This is a genomic window from Streptomyces sp. NPDC056480 (assembly GCF_042795405.1).
In the GTDB taxonomy this organism is placed as follows: Bacteria; Actinomycetota; Actinomycetes; order Streptomycetales; family Streptomycetaceae; genus Streptomyces.
Window position 1 is genome coordinate 8,851 of the sequence record NZ_JBHTSA010000104.1, and the last position, 19,817, is coordinate 28,667.

Sequence of the window (19,817 nt, forward strand, 5' to 3'; positions counted from 1 at the left end):
CGTGGGGGGGGCTAACCCCCGCTGGATGCTGGCGGGGGGGTTTGACCCCCCGCTACGACAAGCGCGGTTACGTCTTCCTCGGCACCGCCACCGCTGCGGCCGTCGCGATCTGGCTCCGAACCTGAGCTCCTACGCGACCCAGCAGTAGACGCTTTGGTTCTGGCGCCGGGCACTGGTGACGAGGGCGGCCAGTTCACCCACGATCGCTTCGGCGATCTCGGTGTCGATGACCTCGCCGTCCTCCGCACGCAGTTGAGTCCACGAGGCGGAGACGTCGCTCAACCTGGAGGGCGTGGCATCCGCGAGCGCAGTGGACAGGCGAGGCGAGATCGCGAAGACGACGCATCCGTCATGATCCTGGCCGGCGACGATGCGAGGCTCACCGGCTTCGACGAGTTCCTCGAAGCTGCCGTCGGCCATGAGGCATTCCCACTCGACCACGGCTTCTTCGGGATCGAAGTTACCGAAGGAGAGCGACTCGAATGCCCGTCCCGGCCCGGTCTGGAGGGTCAGGCTCGCTGACGTGTCGTCCGGCGCGACGAAGAACTTCACGATGATGCTCACCCGGGCATCATGCCCGACGATCCACAGCCATGATCGACCGGACAAGTCCTGGTCGCCCAGGACGCTTCGTTCGGATCCTGCGAGGCTTGCCATACTTCCCGAGTGGAGATGCGAGCCGAGGAGGCAGCACGGCGTTGGCTGGCTGATCAGGGCGTCAGCCGGGTGCACGACGGGTGGGTGAGCGACGAGGAACCGGACGCATTGCTCACCGCCAACCAGGTGGCGCACTCCTGGGCCGGTGATGTCTTCGCCGAAGACCTGGATGCAGCCGACCAGGTGCGGTTGGCTTTCGGGCTACTGGACCTCCTCGACGAGTACTGGGTCACGTGCGAGATCCGGTTCGCGAACGCGAGTGCGGAGGGCCCCCTGCCGGCCGACGTACTGTGGGACGGCTACCGTCAGCGGCTGGAGGCGGATCGGGATGCCGAAGCCGTCATCTACTCGCTGTGGGTGGACTGGTTCGAAGACCACACCACTTCCGCGACGGCCTTCGCCGAGGTTCTCGGTATCGACATCGACCGGGTGGTGGCCGAGCGATCGGAAGCCCTGCTCCGCCGAGCCCGTCGGGTTCTGGAGTGTTCGGGACCGGTGCGCTGGACGGTGAAGGAGCTGACGTACCGCACCGCCATGCGGCTTCCTGCCCTGCACTCGGCCGTCTTCCGCGGCCTCCTGGCGAGCTTCCACGACGTCTACGGCGACCTGGAGCCCGCTGCCGCACTGGCCTTCCTCGGCCGGCTGGATCTGCCCACGAGTACCCATCACCTTGCCGAACTGCGTCACGTACTTGCCGCAGGGCACAAGAACCACTACCGCAGCCCTGGCGCCTGGGACGACGCGGTTCGCTCCTGCTCCTGAGTCGTTGGCCTGGCAGACCAAAGAAGGATGCCGGGGACGTAGAGTCCGGCCAGGTGGATGGTTGCGGTCTTTTCGTGGCGGGTGGCGATGCCCCACCACTGCTTCAGGCGGCTGATGCAGCGCTCGACGGTGTTCCGCTGCTCGTATGCCTCGTGGTCGAAGGCGGGTGGCATGCCGCCCTGGCTGCCGCGCCGCAGCCGGTGGCCGCGCCGATCGGCCGGAGCGGGGATGACCGCCCGGTTCCGCGCTTGCGCAAGTGCTCGCGGATCGCGGATCGCGGATCGCGGATCGCGTTGGGAGGAGTACGCCTGGTCGGCCAGGACCACGTCCGGCCTGGTTCCGGGACGTCCTCGATGCCGAGGGACACGGAGGCGGGCCATGACGTGAGTGAAGGCGGGCGCGTCACCGGCCTGTCCGGCGGTGAGCACGAAGGCCAGTGGCCGGCAGTGGGCACCGGAGGCGAGCGGGGTGGATCTTCGTGGTCAGTCCCCCGCGAGACCGTCCGATGGCAATGTCGCCGGGCTCGCCAGCCGGGGCCCCTTCTTACGGGCCCCGGCTGCGTGCTGGTGAGCGCGCACGACAGTGGAGTCGACCGCGACGGCCCAGCTGAGGTCTTCCTCGACGTCGGCCTGCGCGATGAGCGCGGTGAACACCCGCATCCAGATGCCGTCGGTGGCTCACATCCGCAGTCTGTTGTAGGCGCCCCGCCCGTTCCCGTACTTCTCGGGCAGGTGGACCCACTGCGATCCGGTCTGGAACTTCCACGCGATCCGTGGGGCGGGGTGATCTTTCGGATGAGGAATGGGCTCGGCTGGAACCGCATCTGCCAAGGAGCGCGGGGCGGGGTGGGCGGTGGCAGTGCCACCGCCAGGTGATCAATGGGATCCTCTCCCGCCACGGCAGCGGACTGGCCTGCCGTGGCGGGATTTGCTGTCCCGTTTCGGGAAGTGGAAGACGGTTCATGACCGTCATCGCAGGTGGTCAGCAGACGGCACGTGGGAGAGGATCCTGCGGGCCGTCCAGGCCGACGCCGATGCCGAGGGCCTGATCGACTGGAGCATGGTCAGTGCGGACTCCATCTCCTGCCGGGCCCACCAGCAGGCGGCTGGTGCTCACTCCCGCCCGCCGAGAGTCCCCGGCAGACGAAGCACGCCAGTCCAGCACCGAACCGACGAGGCTCTGGGCCGTTCCTGGGGTGGCCTGACCTGCAAGATTTATCTGGCGGGTGAGGGTGGACGCCGCCCCCTCGCCTTTGTCATCGCTCCCGGCCAGTGGGGCGATGCCCCACAGTTGATCCCCGTACTGGAACAGATCCGGGTTCCGCGGCCGGCCGGCGGACACCCGCGTATTCGGCCCGATCACCTTGGCGGCGACAAAGCCTATTCATCGTGCCGCAATCGTAGCTATCTGCGGCGACGCCAGATCGAGCACACGATCCCGGAGCCCAAGAACCAGCGTGCCAACCGCCAGCAGCGCGGCATTAAGGGCGGCCGTCCGACCGGGTTCGACAGAGAAATCTACCGGCGCCGCAACGAAGTGGAGCGAATGATCAACCGGCTGAAGATCTTCCGTGCGGTCGCGACTCGTCATGACAAGAGAGCCTACGTCTTTCACGGGACGGTCACCGTCGCCTCGATCCGGCTCCGGCTGCGTACGTAGGTCCGCTCGGCCCTACTCCAGCAGGAGCTCAACGTCATCCGGAACCCAGGGGAAGGGGACGCTGGGCCATCGCGCGGCGGCCCACGCGTCGACATCGACGGCGAGCACGGCATCGATGAAGACCTGCGGCGGTCGGTAACCGTGATCGGTAACGTAGTGCGTGATCAGGAACGGAGCGGCATAAGCGACTCCGGGCTCGCCCGGGATCCGGACCTCGCCATTACCTTCCGGAGCCTTCTCCTCAGGACACAGGTCACATTCGTGCACTCCGAGGCAGACGTTCATCCACTGAACCTGCTGAACGGCCTTCAGCTTCTCCACGAACGCGGTGGGGACCGTTCCAGTCGGGTACGGCTTGCCGGCTTCCAGCCACCCGACGTTCAGGCGGGTGTACGCCGGGCGGTACCAGAGCGCGTAGAAGCACGACTCCCTGTCCGTGAACGCATCCTCGTCCAGGTAGTCGTACTCGCTGAGATCTTCGTAGAACATCCGTACATCATCGCCGCATCGCTTCCTTGACGCCCCAGGGAGCCACGACCCATCGGACACGGCCTAGGCCACACCCCTGATCGGCCCACACGACCCATCGGACAACCCCTGGGCCGTGTGCCGAAAGTGGATCTTGGGCCGTGAATGATCACGGGTCACCGGTCATGGGTCATGGGTCGGAGAGATCGCGCGGACGAGCAGTGGGTGGTGCTGGAGCTGCTGTTGCCGAGGGGGCTAGGGCAGTGCGTCCTCAATGGGACGCTCGCGCGGAAGGTTCACGACCACGCTGCACCCGGCTGTCCAGCAAGGTCAGAAGCCATGTCGATCGTGGTCACGGCCGGGCAGCGCGGCGACTCGCCGCAGTTCGAGGGGGTGCTGGAGAGGGTCCGCGTGCCTCTCATCGGGTCGGGCCGGCCATGTTTCCGTCCCCATCGGGTCGCGGCCGACGAGGCGTACGCCTCCCGCAGGAACCGCGCTTCCCTTCGCCGCCGCGGAATCCGCTGCACCATCCCCGGCAGAGCCGACCAGGCGCGCAATCGCCAGAAGCTCGGCTCCCGCAGCGGCCGAGCACCGCGTTTCGACCCGGCCGACGACCATGTGCGTCACGCGGTCGAGTGCGGGATCGACCGCCTCAAGACGCACCGAGCCGTCGTCACGCGATACGGCGGCGGGCGCTATGAGGCGACCGTCCTCATCGCTGTCATCAACGAGTGGTTGTGATCAGCACCCGTCGCTAGAGCTCGTAGTCCTGGGCCAGTTCCTCCCAGTGAATGCCGCGAAGCGTGAGGTCGGCGTCCTCGCCCGACGGGACGTTCAAGGCGGTCTGGAACCAGACCACGGTGAGAGCGGATCGGTGCAGCACCGGGTCGAGCTCAGGGGCGACCGCTGTCGAGCGGAAGGCACCGATACAGGCCACGGAAGGCAGCACCTCGACGGGGCCGAAGGCGCCGGCGGTCTGGTCCGGGTACTCGGGGGAGGGTGGAACCAGATGGACCGGCGTGGAGGGAAACGCACGTTCAGCCTGCCGCTGGAGGCCCCTGACCTTCATGTCATTGATGGGCTTGCACGGGTAGCCCTCCAGCATCCCTCCGTAGGTCGAAGACATTCGCAGCTCGGTGAGCTCGATCGAACGTCCGGACGCGAGGGTTATGTGGCTCAGCGACATGCCGACACCCTATGTGCAAGATTCACTTCCGATGCACGGCCCAGCGGCTTGGGTGGCGTCCACGCGGCTCGGCATCGAGGTGTTCGACGACATCACTCAACGATCTTCGTGTGCGCCGGTCCCGAGTCGTAGCGGTCGAGGAACTCGTCCTCCCGGAGGTCGACCGCATGCAGTTGGGAGAACACCTCCGTGCCCGCGCCCACCTGCTCGTCGTCGTCGGAGATCCGGTATGCCTGCACCATGTCGAGGACCTCGAAGTCGCTCTCCCGTGCGTACGCGGCCGACTCCCGCTCAGCCAGTGCGATGGCATCGTCGAGGGACCGTGCCCGGAACAGCACGACGCGCTCCTCGTAGGGGCGGTCCTCCCAGGTCAGCCATCGATAGAAGGTTCTGACGCCGTACCACGCCTTCGGCTCTTGCTTCGTCACCGGGCTGTCCTGTCCCCTCGCGCCACATCGTGATCACCGTAGAGAAGGATCCGCTTTCTCAACAGGCCCTGCCGCGATCCTCCCTGATACCGATACCGGTCGCATGCCGCCGACGAACCGTTTCCATACCCGCCGGTCCTAGCGTCTGGCGCAGCCGTCATGGCCGCCCCTCACCACCCTGCGAGGAGAATCCGTGCTCGAAGGCTTCGGCGAAGCGCTCGCGGACCGGGAGTACTACCTGCCGCTGCCCAGCGTGGCCGACCCCGGGCCGCGCTTCGCTCCCCGTGAGGTGCCACCCGGCCTGCGCGGCGTCGCCCAGGGCATCTGGACGGCCTGGGGCAGTCCGCGGACCGGGCTCGCCGAACAGGGCTGGAAGATCCACGTGTCGGCGCGGCTGGACCGGGCGCAGCACGTCCTCGACACGGTCGCCCGGATCTGCTTCTCCGAAGGCGTGCCGTTCAAGCACCTGAGCGCCCGGCTCTTCTTCCTGTTCCTCCATCACAAACACGCCGGACGGGCCCAGGCGGGCAAGTTCTGCGCCGCGTACCCGCCGGACACGGCCACCGCCCGCCGCCTCCTGGAACGCCTGCGCGACGCGCTCGACGGGGAGGAGGGGCCGTACGTCCTCACCGACCGGCGTTTCCGCGACTCGCGGACGGTCCACTACCGCTACGGCTCCTTCGCCGGACGCAGCCGCCTGCGCGCCGACGGTACCCGGGAAGGACTGGTCCTCGACGGCTTCGGCCGCGAGGTCGTGGATCTGCGGCTGCCCGCCTTCCACCTGCCCGCAGGCATCGCGGACCCCTTCGTCGAGGAGGAGGAGAAGCCGCACGAGGGCCCGATCCTGATCCGCGACTACGAGGTGACCCGCGCGGTGCGCCTGAGCAACGCCGGCGGCACGTACCAGGCCCGGGACCGTCGTACCGGCCGCACCGTCTTCCTCAAGGAGGCTCGCGCCCACAACGGCCTGGTCTTCGACGGGACCGACGCCCAGCAGCGGCTGCGGCACGAGTACGGCGTGCTGCGCGAGCTGCACGCGGCCGCTCCCGGGGTGGGCCCGGAGCCGCTGGACCACTTCACGGAGTGGGAACACGACTTCCTCGTCACCGAGTACATCGCGGGGCAGCCGCTGGTGGGCTGGCTGAGCCGGTCCTCTCCGCTGGCCCGCGCCGACCGGACGACCGAGTCCGTCGCCGTGTACTACGAGGTGTGCCGGCGCCTGCTGGCCGCGCTGGACGCCTCGCTGAAGCGGCTGCACGCCGCCGGTTACCGGTTCGGTGACCTCAGCCTTGGCAACATCATGGTCACGCCGTCGGGCGGGATCCGGCTGGTGGACTTCGAAGCGGCCTCGGCCCTGTCCTCGACGCCCTCCGGGATCGGCACCCCGGGGTTCACGCCGCCGGCCGGCCTGCTCCGTGCCGGCTCCGACCCGCTGTTGCAGGACCGGTACGGCATGTCGGCGGTCGCGTTCGCCTTCCTGGCCCCGTTCAACGAGGTCGCCGAACACGCGCCCGCCAATCTGGCGCTGCTACGGCGCGATCTTGCGGACCTGGCTCCACCGCAGGACCTGTGGCAACGGGCCACCGCCTTTCACCCGACGGAGACCCGGGCGCGGGACCGGGCGCAGGAGCACACGCAGGACCGGATGCGGGGCCGGGCGCAGGAGCACACTCAGGACCGGGCACAGGACCGGGCGCAGAAGCACGCGCGGGACCGGGCGCGGGACCGGGATGAGCGCTACGCGCGGGACCAGGTACAGGACCAGGCGCACGACCCTGGCAGTCCCGGTCGCCTGCCCTCCCCCGCCGAGCTGGACGCCGATCCGCGCGGCTGCCTCATCCGGCTGTCCGAGGAGGTCGCCGCGGGGCTGCTGGAGATGGCTGACGCCGACCGGCCGGAGTGGGCCTTCCCGCCCTCGCCCGAGGCGTTCCGTACCAACAACGTGTGCCTGGCCTACGGCACGGCCGGAGTGGTGCACGCCCTGCATCGCGCCGGGGCCGCGGTGCCGGCGGAGATCCGCGAACGGCTGTTCCACGACACCCTGGCGCAGCGCGAGGCGCTGCCCCCAGGACTGCTCGTCGGCTCGGCCGGCATCGCCCGGGTCCTGGCCGAGCTGGGGTCGCTGGACGAGGCCGTGGAGCTGCTCCGGGAGGCCGACGACCACTCGCTCCTCGCCTCCTGCAGCACGTTGGCCGGCGGACGCCCCGGGGTCGGCCTGGGCTGGCTCGCCCTGCACCGGCTGACCGGGGAGAGCAGCCACCTGGAGCGGGCCGCCGCAGCAGGGGAGCGTCTTCTGAGCACCCCCGACCTGTCGGTCACCCTCGGCGAGCACGACGCCCGCGGCCTGCTGCACGGCCGCTCGGGGCTCGCCCTCTTCCTCCACCGTCTGGCCCGCGACACCGGCGAGGCCCGCTACCTGGAGGCGGGCCGCGCGCTGATGCACCAGGAGCTGGACCGGACGTTTCCGCTGGACGACGGCTCCTGGTCCGTCTCCGACGACACGCGGGTCCACCGTGCCATGCCGTACCTGGCCACGGGCGCGGCCGGCGTCGCGGCAGTGCTCACCCGCTACGTGGCCACCGCGCCGGACGAACGCTGCGCCGCGGCGCTGCCGAGGCTGGTGGCCGGCATCCGGGTCTCCTGCGCCACGAAGGAGGCGGGCCTGTACCGGGGGCTGGCCGGACTGAGCTGGTTCCTGACCGAGCACGCCGAGTTCACCGGTACGGAGGCGGCCCGCGGGGACGCGGTGCGCGCCGCGACCGGCTTGCTGAAGTACGCCGTCCCGTACCGGCGAGGTGTGCGCTTCCTCGGAGCGGGTTCGCAGCGTTTCACCGCCGACCTGTCCAGCGGCGGAGCCGGAGTCCTGCTCGCCCTCCGCCGTCTGCTGTCCGGACCGCTCCTGACGGAGCCCCACCACGCGCGTCCCCGGATCCCCGCGGCCCACTGACGGTGCCGGACGAGCGTCCCCCCGAGCGCCTGGGCACGGCGACACGCAACTCCGTGCCCGGGTACGCAGTCACCGACCGACACGACCCCGAGAAGAAGGTGGAGAGCATCCATGAGTCAGATCCTCGCGCTCCAGGCCCTGGACACCGAGCCGGAGGCCAACTCCCTCCCTCCCTGCTTCAGCGTCGCCTGGAGCATTAGCGACATCTTCCCCGAGCCGATGTAACCAGCCGTCACCCGGGGAGGCCCGGGACCGGCGGTCCTGCCACCGGTCCCGGGCCCCTCACCCACCGTGCACGTCCAGAGGGCGGCTAGCCTGCCGCCATGGGCCGGAGTGAGGGAGCCGAGGACATCGGCGCGGATCTCGGCGGTCAGGGCTGGGGTGCCACGCGCGTCTGGGTGGAGGAGAAGCTGTCCGCGGCGGAGCGCATCGAGAACGCCGTACGGCTGCGCGGCGGCTGGACGTCGGAGATGCGCCGCCTGGATCTCGATGGCCCGGATGGCCGGCGCTCACTTGTCCTGCGGTCCTTCGTCAAGCCCTTCTTCGTCCGGCACGCGGAGGGTCTGCTGACCCGCGAGGCGACCGTCTTGCGCCTGCTGGGTGCCACGGACGTGCCCGCGGCCACGCTGGTGGCGGTGGACGCGACGGCGCGGTACTGCGATCACCCCTCCTTGTTGATGTCCCTGCTGACGGGGACCGTACGCCTGGACGATCAAGGTGCTGACGAGCGCGCCGAGCTGCTGGCGCGGCAACTCGTGCGTATTCATCAGCTGCCGGTGACCGCGCGGCAGCGGCCTCGCGCCTACCAGGCCTGGGCGTCTCCCGAGCGAGTGACTCCTCCCGCAGCCACGGAACGGCCTGAACTCTGGCAGCGGGCTGTCGACGTCATCCGCCGGGAGCCACCGGTTTATCAGGGTCGCTTCCTGCACCGGGACTTCCATCCCGGCAACGTCCTCTTCGCAGACGCCGATGGTGATCTCCGGATCAGCGGAGTCGTCGACTGGGTGGAGACCTCGTGGGGGCCGGCCGACTTGGACGTGGCTCATTGCTCAACGGCCCTTGCCCTGCTGCACGGAGTTCCTCAGGGCATGCGGTTCGCCGATCGCTACGTGGCTGCGGGAGGCGTCTTGAGCGAGGACGGCGCCGACCATCTCTACTGGCGGCTGCTGGACACGCTGGGTTTCGCTCCCGACGCGGAGAAGGTCGCAGTCCCCTGGCGTGAACTGGGCCGCGTGGATCTGACAGCCGGAGTCCTGACTCAGAGGCTGGAGGGGTACATCGAAGCCCTTCTCCACCGCTACGCCTGACGGCTGGAGCCGCAAGCCGCCCGGCGGAGGAGAGGACGCCACCGGTGTCGCTTCTCCGCGTTGCTTCTCCGCACCGGCGTTCAGAGCGGGCATCCGTCGTGCCGGGCTGCGTCCTCCGCACGCGCCGGCGGTCCTGGTGACGCGCGTAGGTCCCGATGCTCGGATCCCGCGGGCGTCGCGGACGATTCGGCCGACGACAACCGCGGCCTGCTCCCGGCGCAGATGTGGAGAAGTTCGGGTCACGGCGTGAGTTTTCAGTCGGCGAATTCCCCACTCATGCCGTAGCGGAAACAGCCTCGACCCCTTCCAACTCGATAGTAACCAGCCTCTGACCAGCCAAGTTTCTCTTTCTGAGGGGGTGGTCGCGGGAATCCATGGAATTCCGACGGGCGGGGTATGGTCGGGCCCGCTCACCTGTCCGAGTATTCGTCGAACGCCGTGGGCGACAAGAAATCGGGGCACATGCAGACCCCGTGGGCGAAGACCGACCAAAGACGTTCGAGGCGAGGCAGACCGATGGAAGCTCCGACCACCCCGTCGGCCGACGGCCACGGCTCCGGTGCCGCTGCCGCTGCCGCTGCCGGCGGTCAGGACGGGGGCTGGTTCGGGCGAGGTTCGACGGGAGCGCCCGGGCCTCAGCGGCCAGGGCCCCAGCGGCCCGGACACCCGGAGAGCGGGTATCCGGAGACCGGGTACCCGGGGACCGGCCGGTCCGTGCCGGAAGCTCCGCGCCCGGCGGCACGCCGACCGGCCCCGGCCCCCACCCCGACCCCATCCGCAGCCCCGGCCCCCACCCCCGCCCCGGCCCCCACCCCGGCGGCGGCGGCCTCCCCCACCGAGCTGTTGCGCCGCACGATGGCCGAGATCGAGCCGATCGCCGACCGGGTCACCTCGTACTTCTACGCACTGCTCTTCCTCCGCCACCCCGCTCTGCGGGACCTCTTCCCCGCCGCGATGGACACCCAGCGCGACCGGCTGTTCAAGGCGCTGCTCACGGCCGCGACCCACGCGGACGACCCCGTCACCCTGACCACGTATCTGACCCACCTCGGCCGCGGGCACCGGAAGTACGGCACCCTCCCCGAGCACTATCCGGCCGTCGGCGAGGCCCTGATCGGCGCCCTCGCCTGTCATGCCCCGCAGACCTGGGGGCCGCGGACCGAGGCCGCGTGGGTGGGCGCTTACACCACGATCTCCCAGATCATGATCGACGCGGCGACCGAGGACGAGCTCCGTGCGCCGGCCTGGTGGCAGGCCGAGGTGGTCGCCCATGTCATGCGTACGAAGGACGTGGCGGTCGTCACGGTCCGGCCCGATGGTCCGTACCCCTTCCTCGCCGGGCAGTACACGACCCTGGAGACCCCCTGGTGGCCGCGGGTCTGGCGGCACTACTCCTTCGCCTCCGCGCCCCGTTCCGACGGACTCCTCTCCTTCCACGTCAAAGCCGTGCCCGCGGGCTGGGTCTCCAACGCACTCGTCCACCGCGCCCGTGCCGGAGACGTCATCCGCCTCGGTCCTCCCGCCGGTTCCATGACCGTGGACCACACGAGCAGCAACGGGCTCCTGTGCCTCGGCGGTGGCACCGGCATCGCGCCCATCAAGGCCCTGGTGGAGGACGTCGCCCAGCACGGCCGGCGGCGCTCCGTCGACGTGTTCTACGGCGCTCGCCGGAACAACGGCCTCTACGACATCGAGACGATGCTCCGACTGCAGCAGTCGCACCCCTGGCTCTCGGTCCGCCCGGTCGTCGACGACGGTCCCGTCGGCCTGCTGTCCGGCGGCATCCCGCAGGCCGTACGCGAGTTCGGCCCGTGGCACACCCACGACGCCTACCTGTCAGGACCGCCCGGAATGATCCGGAGCAGCGTCGACACCCTCGTGGGCATCGGCGTCCCCACCCACCGCATACGGCACGACTCCATCGAAGAACTGGTCGGGGCAACGACGTGAGTACTTTCGAACACGCCGGGCAGCAAGGGGCGACGACCCTGCGCACCGTCCGTCCGGGCAGTGACGGCGAACACCTGGTCCAGCAGCGCATGGGCACCACGGAACGCGCGGACCGCTTCTACGCCGACCAGGTCCTCGACCGGCTGAACTCCCGGATGCGCGAGTTCGTGAACCGGCAGGAGATGTTCTTCCTCGCCACAGCCGACCGGAACGGCTCGTGCGACAACACCTTCCGCGCCGGCCCGCCCGGTTTCCTCCACGTCCTGGACGACGCGACGCTCGCCTACCCCGAGTACCGGGGCAACGGCGTCCACGCCAGCCTGGGCAACATCGAGGAGAACCCGCAGGTGGGCATCCTCATGGTCGACTTCCTCCGGGACCGCATCGGGCTCCACGTCAACGGCACGGCCCGGAGCGTGGCCGACGACGAGATGCGGCGCGCCCACCCCTGGCTCCCTGCCGACGAAGTCCCCGGCCGACGGGCGCTGGTGTGGGTGGTGATCACCGTGGAGGAGGCGTACATCCACTGCGCCAAGCACATCCCCCACCTCCAGAAGGTCCCCGCGCGCGGCCACGGCCGCCCGTGGGGGACGGACGACTTCAAGCGCAAGGGCGGCGACTTCTTCGGAGCGGCCTCCGAGGCGCCGGAGCGCGGCCCCTTCCTGCCGCCGCCCCGTCCGGACGCGGATGCGGCGACCTGGCGGGCGGAGGCGGAGAGGGTACTGGCGAGGGCCGAGCGGCACGTCCTCGGCGAAGGCGACGGAACCGGGACTGGGGCCGGGGCCGGGACTGGGGCCGGGACGGGGGTCGAATCCGCAACGGGGGCGCCGCCGTTCAGCGGCTGGTTCAGCAGAAGCGCCTCGGTCTGAGCCTGTCCGAGACCCGGGCCGGGTCCCTGTCCGATGCCCTGGCCAAGTCCCTGGCCCAGTCCCTCTCCGATGCCCTGTCCGAGACTCATGCCGAGCCCCTGTCCGAGCCCCGTGCCGAGCCCCTCACGCTGCATGTTTCCGTTCTTGGGTCCTGTTCGGGTGAAACCTTCCGGCCCTCTCTCCCGTCCCCTTATCCGGGAGAGCGTAGAGAACGGCACGGCGAGGAGTGGCAGGACATGGGGCTGAAGGGCAAGTACACCACGCACATAGCCGTGGCGGCATCGGCGGTCGCGATCAGCCTGGCGGCGTGGGGCGCCACCGCGCTGACGGACACCGAGGCCGCCGCCCGGACGGGGGCGGGCTCGCAGGGGACCGGGCCCGAGGGACGGACGAAGGAGCCGGCATCGGGCCCGCCGCCGGTGTCGAAGGTGCGGATGCCCCAGGGGATCGCCCACGCCGCCGAGGCGGGCGGGAAGGCCGTGAACATCACCATCGACGACGGGCCCGACCCGAAGTGGACGCCCAAGGTGCTGGAGGTCCTCAAGCAGCACAACGTCAAGGCGGTGTTCTGCATGGTCGGACCGCGGGCGAAGGAGTTCCCCGACCTGGTCAAGCAGGTCGTCGCGGACGGCCACCGCCTCTGCGACCACACCACGTCCCACGACACCACGATGGACAAGAAGTCCGTCGCGTATCAGAAGCAGCAGATCCTCGACGCGAAGCGGATGATCGAGGAAGCCGCCGGGAGCGCGAAGGTGGAGTACTACCGGGCGCCGGGCGGCGCGTTCACCCCGGACAGCCGACGCATCGCCGCCGAGGCGGGGATGCGGCCGCTGGGGTGGAACGTGGACACCAAGGACTTCGAGAAGCCCGGCACGAGCGCCATCGTCGGCACGGTCAAGAACGAGCTGTCCAACGGGCCGACGATCCTGTTCCACGACGGCGGCGGCGACCGCGGCCAGACCGTCGAGGCCCTCAAGCAGGTCCTGCCGTGGCTCAAGGAACAGGGACGCCCCTTCAGCTTCCCCGTACGAACGGCTCCCTGAGGACCCGTGCTCACCGGGGGACGCGGGAACGTGCCCTGCCTGTGTGGTTCAGCGGAAGGCGGCGGCGTGCTCCAGAGCCCACTGGCGAAACGGTCGGGCAGCGGTTCCGGTGATCCGAGGAACCGTGTCACGCACCTTCAGCAGTTCGTCGTTCACGTCTCCCCCGGTGACGTCGAGCACGGCGTCCGCCGACTCGGGTCCGAAGACCGCGGCCATCTGGGGACGGGCCTGGGCGCGGCTGATCTCGGCGAAGGGGATCTTGCGACCCAGGGCTGCCTCGATGGCCTCGATCTGACCTCGCGGTGACACCTGCTCGGGGCCGGTCAACGCGTACGTGCGGCCGTGGTGGCCCGGCTCCGTCAACGCCACCCGCGCCACGGACGCGATGTCGGCGGGGTGGATGGTCGGCAGCGCCGTGTCCGCGTACGGTGCGTGGACCGTCTCGTGCGCACGGATGGACTCCGCCCACATCAGGGTGTTGGAGGCGAACTGGGTCGGCCGCAGGATCGTCCACGCCAGGCCGCTCGCCTTGAGCAGTTCCTCAGCCGCCAGCTTCTCGGCGGCGGGGGCGAGATGCGGGTGGGTCTGGACGGTGACGGACGAGACCAGTACGACGTGCTCCACGCCCGCCCGCCGCGCGGCAGCGAGGATCTCCTCGTCCGGGCCCAGTTGCGGCAGGAGAAGCATCGAACGCACGCCGTCCAGGGCGGGCTTCAACGATGCCGGCTCCGACAGGTCCACCTCGACGGGCTCGACGCCTTCGGGGAAGTCGGACCGAGCGGCATCACGGGTGAGTCCGCGCAGCGGCCCGGCGTCGTGTGTACGCAGTTCGTCCAGCAGGGCGCTGCCTATGTTTCCGGTGGCTCCGGTCACGAGGATCATGAGGGTGTGTCCCGTCGTCAGGTGATCAACCAGAGGGAACGCTAAGACCTCGATCATGGTTGAGGTCAAGCACGCGTCTGCCCGTGGATGAGCCCGGTGACGGTGATCCACGTCCCCGGGACGTCAGGCGGACCGCCTGTGATGTGTACGGCTCACCCATACGTCGTTCGGGGTGCTGGCGGTCGGCACCCTGCCGGCGGGAACCCCGGGCAGGTCAGTTCGCGTACACGAGCATCAGCCACAGAGCGGCGAGCGGCACGACGGCCCCCGCGAGCAGGGTCAGCGCCGCCGGGGCCGCCGCCGTCAGACGCTCCCCGCCTCGCCGCCGGCCCGAGCGGTACACCGACCGGGCCAGGACGAGCGGCGAGGTCGTGAGCACGAGGAGGATCACCGGTGCCACGGCCTGGCTGAACACGGTGGTACCGGTATCACTCAGCAGTTTCCAGGTGGTCGCGCCGAAGACCAGGACCGGGCCGGTCAGCAGGGCGACCGCGAGGGCCGAAGCCACGGCGACGGTCACCCCTTCGGTCAGCCGCTCGGCACGTGTCCGTCCTTGAGAGACATCCGTACTCTCGCTGTTCCTCATGACCACTCCCCCGGGTGCCGTGATTCGGTCACCCCGCTCCCTGGCACGGCGGCGGTGCCGACGCAGCAATGGTACGGAGGTACTGAGGGAGCCGTTCAGGGCGTCGGGCCGGCGGGCCGGCGGGCCCTTGAGGTTCTTCGGCGAAGCCGACCGTGTCCCAGGTCTGAAACTCCGCCCTCGCCCTCGCCAAGATCAAGGACAACCTCTCGTCGGACAGCCGCTGAGCGGCGCCGTCCCGGCGTGAAGGAGGGCCCGGACACCTCGTGTCCGGGCCCTTCCTTCCTTCACGTGCTGTCAGCCGAGCCGATGTCCTCGGTCGCCCGTGAGGTTCAGCCGGTTTCGAGCAGGCCCTGGCGCAGGCGCTTCACCGTGCGCGAGAGCAGGCGGGAGACATGCATCTGGGAGCAGCCCAGGTGTTCCCCGATCTGGGACTGGGTGAGCTCCTCGACGAACCTCAGATGGAGGATCTGCCGGTCGCGCTCGTCGAGGTCGGCGATCAGCGGGGCCAGGGCGTGGAAGTCCTCCACCAGCTCCATGGCGGGGTCCTCGCTGCCGATGAAGTCGGCCAGGGAGGCCTCGCTGTCCTCGTTCTCGCCGCTCAGCGCGGCGTCGAGCGAGGAGGAGTTGTAGCCGTTGGAGGCCAGCCGGGCCTCCGTGACCTCCTCCTCCGTGAGGCTCATCAGCTCGGCGAGTTCCTTGACCGTCGGCGTCCTGCCCAGGCGCGTGCTCAGCTCCTCGGTCGCCTTGGCCAGTTCGACCCGGGCCTCCTGCAGGCGGCGGGGTACGTGCACCGCCCAGGAGGTGTCCCGGAAGAACCTCTTGATCTCCCCGACGATGTAGGGCACGGCGAACGTGGTGAACTCGACCTCCCGCGAGAGCTCGAAACGGTCGATCGCCTTGATCAGTCCGATCATGCCGACCTGGACGATGTCCTCCATCTCGTCGCCGCGATGACGGAACCGCCCGGCCGCGTAGCGGACCAGACTCATGTTCATCTCGATGAGGGTGTTGCGCGCGTACTGGTACTCGTGCGTTCCCTCCTCCAGCACCGTGAGCTCCTGGAAGAAGACCTTCGAAAGAGCCCGCGCGTCCTTCGGCGCGACCGCCACCGCGTCCGGGATCACCGGCAGCGTTCCCGTTCCGGCCTCAATCACCTTGGCCGACATCGTCATGAGCGTCACGCCATTCCCCTTTCACGTGTGTCCCGAGCCGGGAGTTCGTGGCCCTGTGTCAGCTCGCCTACCCGGAACGGCGAGATCCACACGGACGAATGTGCGGAGAATTTCCGAGGGGTACTCAGAAGTCCTCCCCACGGTGTCTGTCGGGGCCGTCGAGCGGCGGAGGCCCGCTTCCTGCACAGGTCGCTGGGCAGAAGGAAGTCAGAAGGAAGGCAGAAAGATGGTGCCGTACCCGGTCGTTCGAAGGAGAGACATGACACAGGATCCGTCACTGAGAGCCGTCGGGTGGGCTCGGTCGCTGCCCCTCGGCAGCAGTGTGAAGACGGCACGCGACTGGACGCGTGACCATCTGGCGACGCTCGGCTGGGACCGTACCGCACCGGACTTGGTGGACTCCGTGGTGCTGGCCGTCTCCGAGCTGGTCACCAACGCCCACGTCCACGCCCACAGCGACGCGCAGCTGATCCTCACGTGGGACGAGGAGTGCCTGCACGTGACCGCGCACGACGCGTCGTCGCGTGTTCCCGAGCCACGCCACCCCGACGACGACGCTCTGGGCGGGCGTGGCCTGCTCCTCATCGGCGCCCTCGCCGACGAGGTGCGGATCCGTTCCTGCCCTCGGGGCAAGGACGTCACCGCCTGTTTCGGGCCGCCCTCGGCCGACCGGGCGAAGTGAGGCACGTGCGCGTCACGCCTTCGTGCGAGGCGGCGGCCCGCACCCCTCACCTCAGCTCCTGAGAGAGGCGAGCAGGGGCTGCCAGTCGATGTGGCTCTCCTCCGTGCCCTGCGGCACCAGGGCCAGGGTGTCGCGTACGAGGCGGGCGAGGCCGTCCTGGTCGCACCTGACCGTGGCGCAGTGCCCGGACGGGCCGAGCCGCAGGAGGAGCCGGCCGCCGGGAGCGGGCCTCAGGTGGACCTCCCCCGCACCGGTGGCGGTCAGCGCTCCCGTGAGGACCATCTCGCGGTCGACGCGCCATACGACGGGATCGTCCTCCAGGAGGTGGAAGACGATGCTCAGCGCGTGGGGGTCGCGGGAGGTGTAGCCGACGGTGGTCTCGATGGGAACCGCCGCGTCCGGGGTCAGCAGTTCCATGGCCATGGGCCGCGTGAGGACGCGCGGCGAGGGAAGGGGCGCGACGGGGGGCTGGGGCATGGGGTCCTCCGGCTGAGGGGCGTGGCGAGCGGGTGCTGTTTCCGCTTGACCCGTCCCCTCCCTGCTACACCTCTTGCGCACGAGACGGATGCGACGATGGCGTCGCGGTTTCGTGAAGGGCGCCGGGAGCGGGGTCGTCGGACCGCCCGGGCCCACGGTCCGGGAGCAGAAGCCCGTGACGGGCCGGGGAGGTCCGCCGGGGTCGCTCGGGGTACGTCAGCGCGCTCGTCGGTCCGCCGGGGTCGCGGTGTCGGCGTACTCGGGCAGGAGGGAGAGGCACGCACGGACCCGCTTCCCCTCCGGGTGCGGCTCCACGCTCAGGCTCTCGCAGACGGCGACGACGATCTCGACGCCGTGCTGTCCGATCCGGCGGGGATCGTGTTCGCGGGGTACGGGTGCGGCGGCCTCACGGTCGAACACCGAGATCTCCAGGGTGTCCTGACGCAGGTCCAGGAGCAGTCGGCAGGGGCCGGCCGTGTGCCGGACCGCGTTCGTCACGAGCTCGCTGACCACCAGCTGCGCCAGCTCGACGCGCTCGTCGGGCACCGGTTCGCGCCGCACGGACGGGGCGGCCGCGAGGAAGTCGGCCGTGAAGGCGCGGGCGGAGGCGATCGCACCGCCGCCGGAGGCGTCGTCGTAGACGACACTCGCGGACAGCAAGGGGTCCCGTGCCGCGGGCACCGCGGTCATCGCGTCCGTCATGGCGCTGGTACTCCCCTCGTCCGGTGGGTGCGCTGGGGCACCTCGTACCCCGCCTTTCCCGTCTTCATGGTTCCCACACCGCTCAACGGGATCACACATCGGCGACATGTCAGGGAGGGGGCGGAGCGGGGTGCCCGTCCCGGCTCGCGTCCGGTGCCCCCGCCCCGTGACCACGCCAGTCGAGACAGAGTACGAGGACGGCGTCCGGTGCGCCACGGGGTACGTCGCGCAGCGCCCGCACGACGGCTCCGGGAGCGTCCGCACCGCGCCGGCGGCCGCTCCGGGCCAGCGCCCGGGAGACGGGTCCGTCCGGTGCCTCGTACTCCCCCGCGCCCGCAGGCTCGCCCGTGCCGCAGGCGACGAAGACGAGCCGGTCGCCGGGCCGGAGGCGCAGGCGCTGGGTGGCGTAGACGGTGTCCTCGAACATGCCGAGGGGCAGTTGGCGGTCCAGTTCGACGCGCTCGGTCACGGGGCCGCGGATCCGCCAGAGGGTCGGCGACCCGGCGTCGACCACCTCGATCTCGCCGGTGGCCAGGTCGAGGCGGAGCAGGAGGGCGGCCAGAGCGCTCTTCCCCCGGTACTGCCCGTAGAGCGCCTGGTCGGTGAGGCTGGCCTGCCCCACCAGGTCGAGCCCGGCCCTCCGTGCGTTGCGGATCGCCGTCAGGGCGAGGGTGCTCACCAGGGCGGCGGGGGTGCCGGGACCGACGCCGTCGGCGACGGCCAGCAGGAGTGCGTCCTCGGTCACGCTCCAGTCCAGGAGGTGCCCTCCCGAGGTGTAGGCGGGCTCCCAGTAGGCGTGGAGATCGAACGCCGGCCCGGCGCAGGCCCGCCCCGGCAGGATGTCCCACTGCATCTCCCCGGCGACGCTGAGGGCGTGCGTCCTGCGGGTGCTGCGGTACAGGTCGGTGTGGCGGTCGGCGACGCGCAGGGCGTGCGCGAGCGTCTCGGCGACCCGGCCGAGACGCTCGGTGGTCTGCGGGGTGCACCTGGCCGCGGGCAGGACGACCACGAGCACGCCGAACCGGTCGCCGCGGACCGTGACGGGGAGGTAAACGGTCGCCGTGGGGCCGACATCCCGGAAAAGATATGGTTGCTGCGTGCGGAAGACGCGACCGACGGGGCCCGCGTCCACGGGTACCTGCGGCATCCCGGCGGGCGCCTGCACCGGTGCCACGGGGCGCAGGGACGTGAATCCGTAGTCGATGAGCAGCAGGTCGGCGGAGGACGCGGCGTAGAGCCGCGCGAGACCGGTACGGAGGGAGTCCAGAAGGAGGTGTGGTGCCGCCCCGCGCAGTGCGCCTTCCACTGTCACGTGTCGATCCACCGGATCCGTACCGCCTTCTGGAGAGATGTGGAGATGACCGGTCCGTCGCAGGGCCGACGGCCTCGGCCCCGGACGCCCGAGGAGTGTCGGCAGGCATGAACACCAACCCCGCCCCGTCCGCACGGGAACCGGAGCAGGCGGCCGAGGCCGCGCGGGAGCTCATCGAGCTGCTGGAGGTGCTGTGGGAGCGCGGCCGGGACATGGTGTCGGCGACACCGGTCTCGGCGAGTCAGCTGCGCGTGCTGTACAGCCTGGACCGCGAGGAGGGCATCAGCCTGCGCACACTGGGCGACCTGCTCGGTTCCGCGCCGCCCTCGGTGAGCCGCATGTGCGACCGGCTGGAGGCACTGGGCTTCGTCCAGCGGCTGCCCAGCCCGGTGAGCCGGAGGCAGTTGGAACTGCATCTGACCGTGCACGGGAAGGCGTACCTGCGGGAGCTCCGGGCCCAGCGGGAGAAAGCCCTGCTCGCGGTCATCGCCGACATGTCACCGACGAGCCGCAAGGCCCTGTTGCGAGGGCTGACGGGGTTTCACGAGGCTCTGGAGCAGAGCGGGCCGACCGCCGTGTCACAGCCGCGCACGCCGCTGAAGGACGTCAGCTCGGCCTGATCCCCGCGCGAAGTCCGCACCGACGTGGGGGGCGCCCGGGGGGCCCCCGCGGGGGGTTATAAAAAAAAAACAGACCACCCGACCCAAATAGGAAGGGGGTTTGGG

19 protein-coding genes and 2 pseudogenes are annotated in these 19,817 nt (G+C 70.1%); 10 read left to right on the forward strand and 11 right to left on the reverse strand.

The annotated features are described in order from the left end of the window. Positions 1-129: 129 nt before the first annotated feature. Positions 130-564 carry a hypothetical protein gene (locus tag ACFQ79_RS31985; RefSeq protein WP_383589950.1) on the reverse strand — a complete coding sequence of 145 codons (435 nt, stop codon included), beginning with the start codon at positions 562-564 and terminating at the stop codon, positions 130-132. A gap of 108 nt (positions 565-672) precedes the next feature. On the opposite strand from ACFQ79_RS31985, the gene ACFQ79_RS31990 reads away from it, so the two are divergent. Continuing rightward, positions 673-1,419 (forward strand): hypothetical protein, encoded by a 747-nt coding sequence (locus ACFQ79_RS31990; protein WP_383589980.1) that lies wholly within the window; start codon positions 673-675, stop codon positions 1,417-1,419. Here ACFQ79_RS31990 and ACFQ79_RS31995 read toward each other — a convergent pair. Continuing rightward, positions 1,371-2,249: pseudogene (locus ACFQ79_RS31995) on the reverse strand (IS5 family transposase). The gene ACFQ79_RS31990 and the pseudogene ACFQ79_RS31995 overlap by 49 nt on opposite strands. On the opposite strand from ACFQ79_RS31995, the pseudogene ACFQ79_RS32000 reads away from it, so the two are divergent. Next, positions 2,192-3,078 (forward strand): annotated as a pseudogene (locus ACFQ79_RS32000) (IS5 family transposase). The pseudogenes ACFQ79_RS31995 and ACFQ79_RS32000 sit on opposite strands and share 58 nt — an antisense overlap. A 12-nt stretch (positions 3,079-3,090) precedes the next feature. Here the strand turns inward: ACFQ79_RS32000 and ACFQ79_RS32005 are convergent. After that, entirely contained in the window at positions 3,091-3,567 is a 477-nt protein-coding gene (locus tag ACFQ79_RS32005) for a hypothetical protein (RefSeq protein ID WP_383589952.1), read from the reverse strand. Positions 3,568-3,885: 318 nt separating this feature from the next. Between ACFQ79_RS32005 and ACFQ79_RS32010 the strand changes: the two genes are divergently transcribed. Next, positions 3,886-4,287 (forward strand): transposase, encoded by a 402-nt coding sequence (locus ACFQ79_RS32010; RefSeq protein WP_383589953.1) that lies wholly within the window; start codon positions 3,886-3,888, stop codon positions 4,285-4,287. 13 nt (positions 4,288-4,300) lie between these two features. Here the strand turns inward: ACFQ79_RS32010 and ACFQ79_RS32015 are convergent, their stop codons facing one another. Together ACFQ79_RS32015 and ACFQ79_RS32020 are read right to left on the reverse strand one after the other, a co-directional pair. After that, complete coding sequence (locus tag ACFQ79_RS32015) at positions 4,301-4,732, reverse strand: hypothetical protein (protein WP_383589955.1); 432 nt, start codon at positions 4,730-4,732, stop codon at positions 4,301-4,303. 92 nt (positions 4,733-4,824) lie between these two features. Next, entirely contained in the window at positions 4,825-5,160 is a 336-nt protein-coding gene (locus ACFQ79_RS32020) for a hypothetical protein (protein WP_383589957.1), read from the reverse strand. A gap of 193 nt (positions 5,161-5,353) precedes the next feature. Between ACFQ79_RS32020 and lanKC the strand changes: the two genes are divergently transcribed. From lanKC to ACFQ79_RS32045, 5 genes are all read left to right on the forward strand, one after another. Next, positions 5,354-8,107 carry a class III lanthionine synthetase LanKC gene (lanKC, locus tag ACFQ79_RS32025; RefSeq protein WP_383589959.1) on the forward strand — a complete coding sequence of 918 codons (2,754 nt, stop codon included), beginning with the start codon at positions 5,354-5,356 and terminating at the stop codon, positions 8,105-8,107. 323 nt (positions 8,108-8,430) lie between these two features. Beyond that, the gene (locus ACFQ79_RS32030; RefSeq protein ID WP_383589960.1) at positions 8,431-9,414 is read left to right on the forward strand and encodes a phosphotransferase family protein; all 984 of its coding nucleotides are present in this window, start codon (positions 8,431-8,433) and stop codon (positions 9,412-9,414) included. 714 nt (positions 9,415-10,128) lie between these two features. Beyond that, positions 10,129-11,364, forward strand: coding sequence for a globin domain-containing protein (locus ACFQ79_RS32035; RefSeq protein WP_383589961.1), 1,236 nt, complete (start codon positions 10,129-10,131; stop codon positions 11,362-11,364). Further along, complete coding sequence (locus ACFQ79_RS32040) at positions 11,361-12,233, forward strand: pyridoxamine 5'-phosphate oxidase family protein (protein ID WP_383589963.1); 873 nt, start codon at positions 11,361-11,363, stop codon at positions 12,231-12,233. Before ACFQ79_RS32035 ends, ACFQ79_RS32040 begins: the two co-directional genes overlap by 4 nt. A 236-nt stretch (positions 12,234-12,469) precedes the next feature. Further along, the gene (locus ACFQ79_RS32045) at positions 12,470-13,279 is read left to right on the forward strand and encodes a polysaccharide deacetylase family protein (RefSeq protein ID WP_383589965.1); all 810 of its coding nucleotides are present in this window, start codon (positions 12,470-12,472) and stop codon (positions 13,277-13,279) included. A gap of 48 nt (positions 13,280-13,327) precedes the next feature. On the opposite strand, the gene ACFQ79_RS32050 is transcribed toward ACFQ79_RS32045, so the two are convergent. The 3 genes from ACFQ79_RS32050 to ACFQ79_RS32060 all read right to left on the reverse strand — a co-directional run bounded on the left by ACFQ79_RS32050 (position 13,328) and on the right by ACFQ79_RS32060 (position 15,913). Further along, complete coding sequence (locus ACFQ79_RS32050) at positions 13,328-14,161, reverse strand: SDR family oxidoreductase (protein WP_383589967.1); 834 nt, start codon at positions 14,159-14,161, stop codon at positions 13,328-13,330. Positions 14,162-14,375: 214 nt separating this feature from the next. Next, a complete protein-coding gene (locus ACFQ79_RS32055; RefSeq protein WP_383589969.1) occupies positions 14,376-14,747 on the reverse strand; it encodes a hypothetical protein in 372 nt (123 codons plus the stop codon). Between the two features lie 329 nt (positions 14,748-15,076). Continuing rightward, on the reverse strand, positions 15,077-15,913 hold the full coding sequence (locus ACFQ79_RS32060; protein WP_383589982.1) for an RNA polymerase sigma factor SigF: 837 nt from the start codon (positions 15,911-15,913) through the stop codon (positions 15,077-15,079). A gap of 265 nt (positions 15,914-16,178) precedes the next feature. On the opposite strand from ACFQ79_RS32060, the gene ACFQ79_RS32065 reads away from it, so the two are divergent. Further along, positions 16,179-16,601: an ATP-binding protein gene (locus tag ACFQ79_RS32065; protein ID WP_383589971.1), complete on the forward strand. Its 423-nt coding sequence runs from the start codon at positions 16,179-16,181 to the stop codon at positions 16,599-16,601. A gap of 51 nt (positions 16,602-16,652) precedes the next feature. Here the strand turns inward: ACFQ79_RS32065 and ACFQ79_RS32070 are convergent, their stop codons facing one another. From ACFQ79_RS32070 to ACFQ79_RS32080, 3 genes are all read right to left on the reverse strand, one after another. Next, the gene (locus ACFQ79_RS32070; protein WP_383589973.1) at positions 16,653-17,078 is read right to left on the reverse strand and encodes an SsgA family sporulation/cell division regulator; all 426 of its coding nucleotides are present in this window, start codon (positions 17,076-17,078) and stop codon (positions 16,653-16,655) included. 216 nt (positions 17,079-17,294) lie between these two features. After that, a complete protein-coding gene (locus tag ACFQ79_RS32075; RefSeq protein WP_383589975.1) occupies positions 17,295-17,780 on the reverse strand; it encodes an ATP-binding protein in 486 nt (161 codons plus the stop codon). Positions 17,781-17,889: 109 nt separating this feature from the next. Next, complete coding sequence (locus ACFQ79_RS32080; protein ID WP_383589977.1) at positions 17,890-19,092, reverse strand: PP2C family protein-serine/threonine phosphatase; 1,203 nt, start codon at positions 19,090-19,092, stop codon at positions 17,890-17,892. 107 nt (positions 19,093-19,199) lie between these two features. Here ACFQ79_RS32080 and ACFQ79_RS32085 point away from each other — a divergent pair, with 107 nt between their 5' ends. Further along, positions 19,200-19,712, forward strand: a complete 513-nt coding sequence (locus tag ACFQ79_RS32085) for a MarR family winged helix-turn-helix transcriptional regulator (RefSeq protein ID WP_383589978.1) — start codon at positions 19,200-19,202, stop codon at positions 19,710-19,712. The last annotated feature ends 105 nt before the right edge of the window (positions 19,713-19,817 follow it).

Coding starts and splice junctions, on each gene's coding strand:
- ACFQ79_RS32005 (WP_383589952.1), bottom strand. CDS start 3,567: ATGTTCTACGAAGATCTCAGCGAGTACGACTACCTGGACGAGGATGCG.
- ACFQ79_RS32030 (WP_383589960.1), top strand. CDS start 8,431: ATGGGCCGGAGTGAGGGAGCCGAGGACATCGGCGCGGATCTCGGCGGT.
- ACFQ79_RS32055 (WP_383589969.1), bottom strand. CDS start 14,747: ATGAGGAACAGCGAGAGTACGGATGTCTCTCAAGGACGGACACGTGCC.
- ACFQ79_RS32070 (WP_383589973.1), bottom strand. CDS start 17,078: ATGCCCCAGCCCCCCGTCGCGCCCCTTCCCTCGCCGCGCGTCCTCACG.
- ACFQ79_RS32060 (WP_383589982.1), bottom strand. CDS start 15,913: ATGTCGGCCAAGGTGATTGAGGCCGGAACGGGAACGCTGCCGGTGATC.
- ACFQ79_RS32075 (WP_383589975.1), bottom strand. CDS start 17,780: ATGACGGACGCGATGACCGCGGTGCCCGCGGCACGGGACCCCTTGCTG.
- ACFQ79_RS32065 (WP_383589971.1), top strand. CDS start 16,179: ATGACACAGGATCCGTCACTGAGAGCCGTCGGGTGGGCTCGGTCGCTG.
- ACFQ79_RS32015 (WP_383589955.1), bottom strand. CDS start 4,732: ATGTCGCTGAGCCACATAACCCTCGCGTCCGGACGTTCGATCGAGCTC.
- ACFQ79_RS32050 (WP_383589967.1), bottom strand. CDS start 14,161: ATGATCCTCGTGACCGGAGCCACCGGAAACATAGGCAGCGCCCTGCTG.
- ACFQ79_RS32010 (WP_383589953.1), top strand. CDS start 3,886: ATGTCGATCGTGGTCACGGCCGGGCAGCGCGGCGACTCGCCGCAGTTC.
- ACFQ79_RS31990 (WP_383589980.1), top strand. CDS start 673: ATGCGAGCCGAGGAGGCAGCACGGCGTTGGCTGGCTGATCAGGGCGTC.
- ACFQ79_RS32045 (WP_383589965.1), top strand. CDS start 12,470: ATGGGGCTGAAGGGCAAGTACACCACGCACATAGCCGTGGCGGCATCG.
- ACFQ79_RS32085 (WP_383589978.1), top strand. CDS start 19,200: ATGAACACCAACCCCGCCCCGTCCGCACGGGAACCGGAGCAGGCGGCC.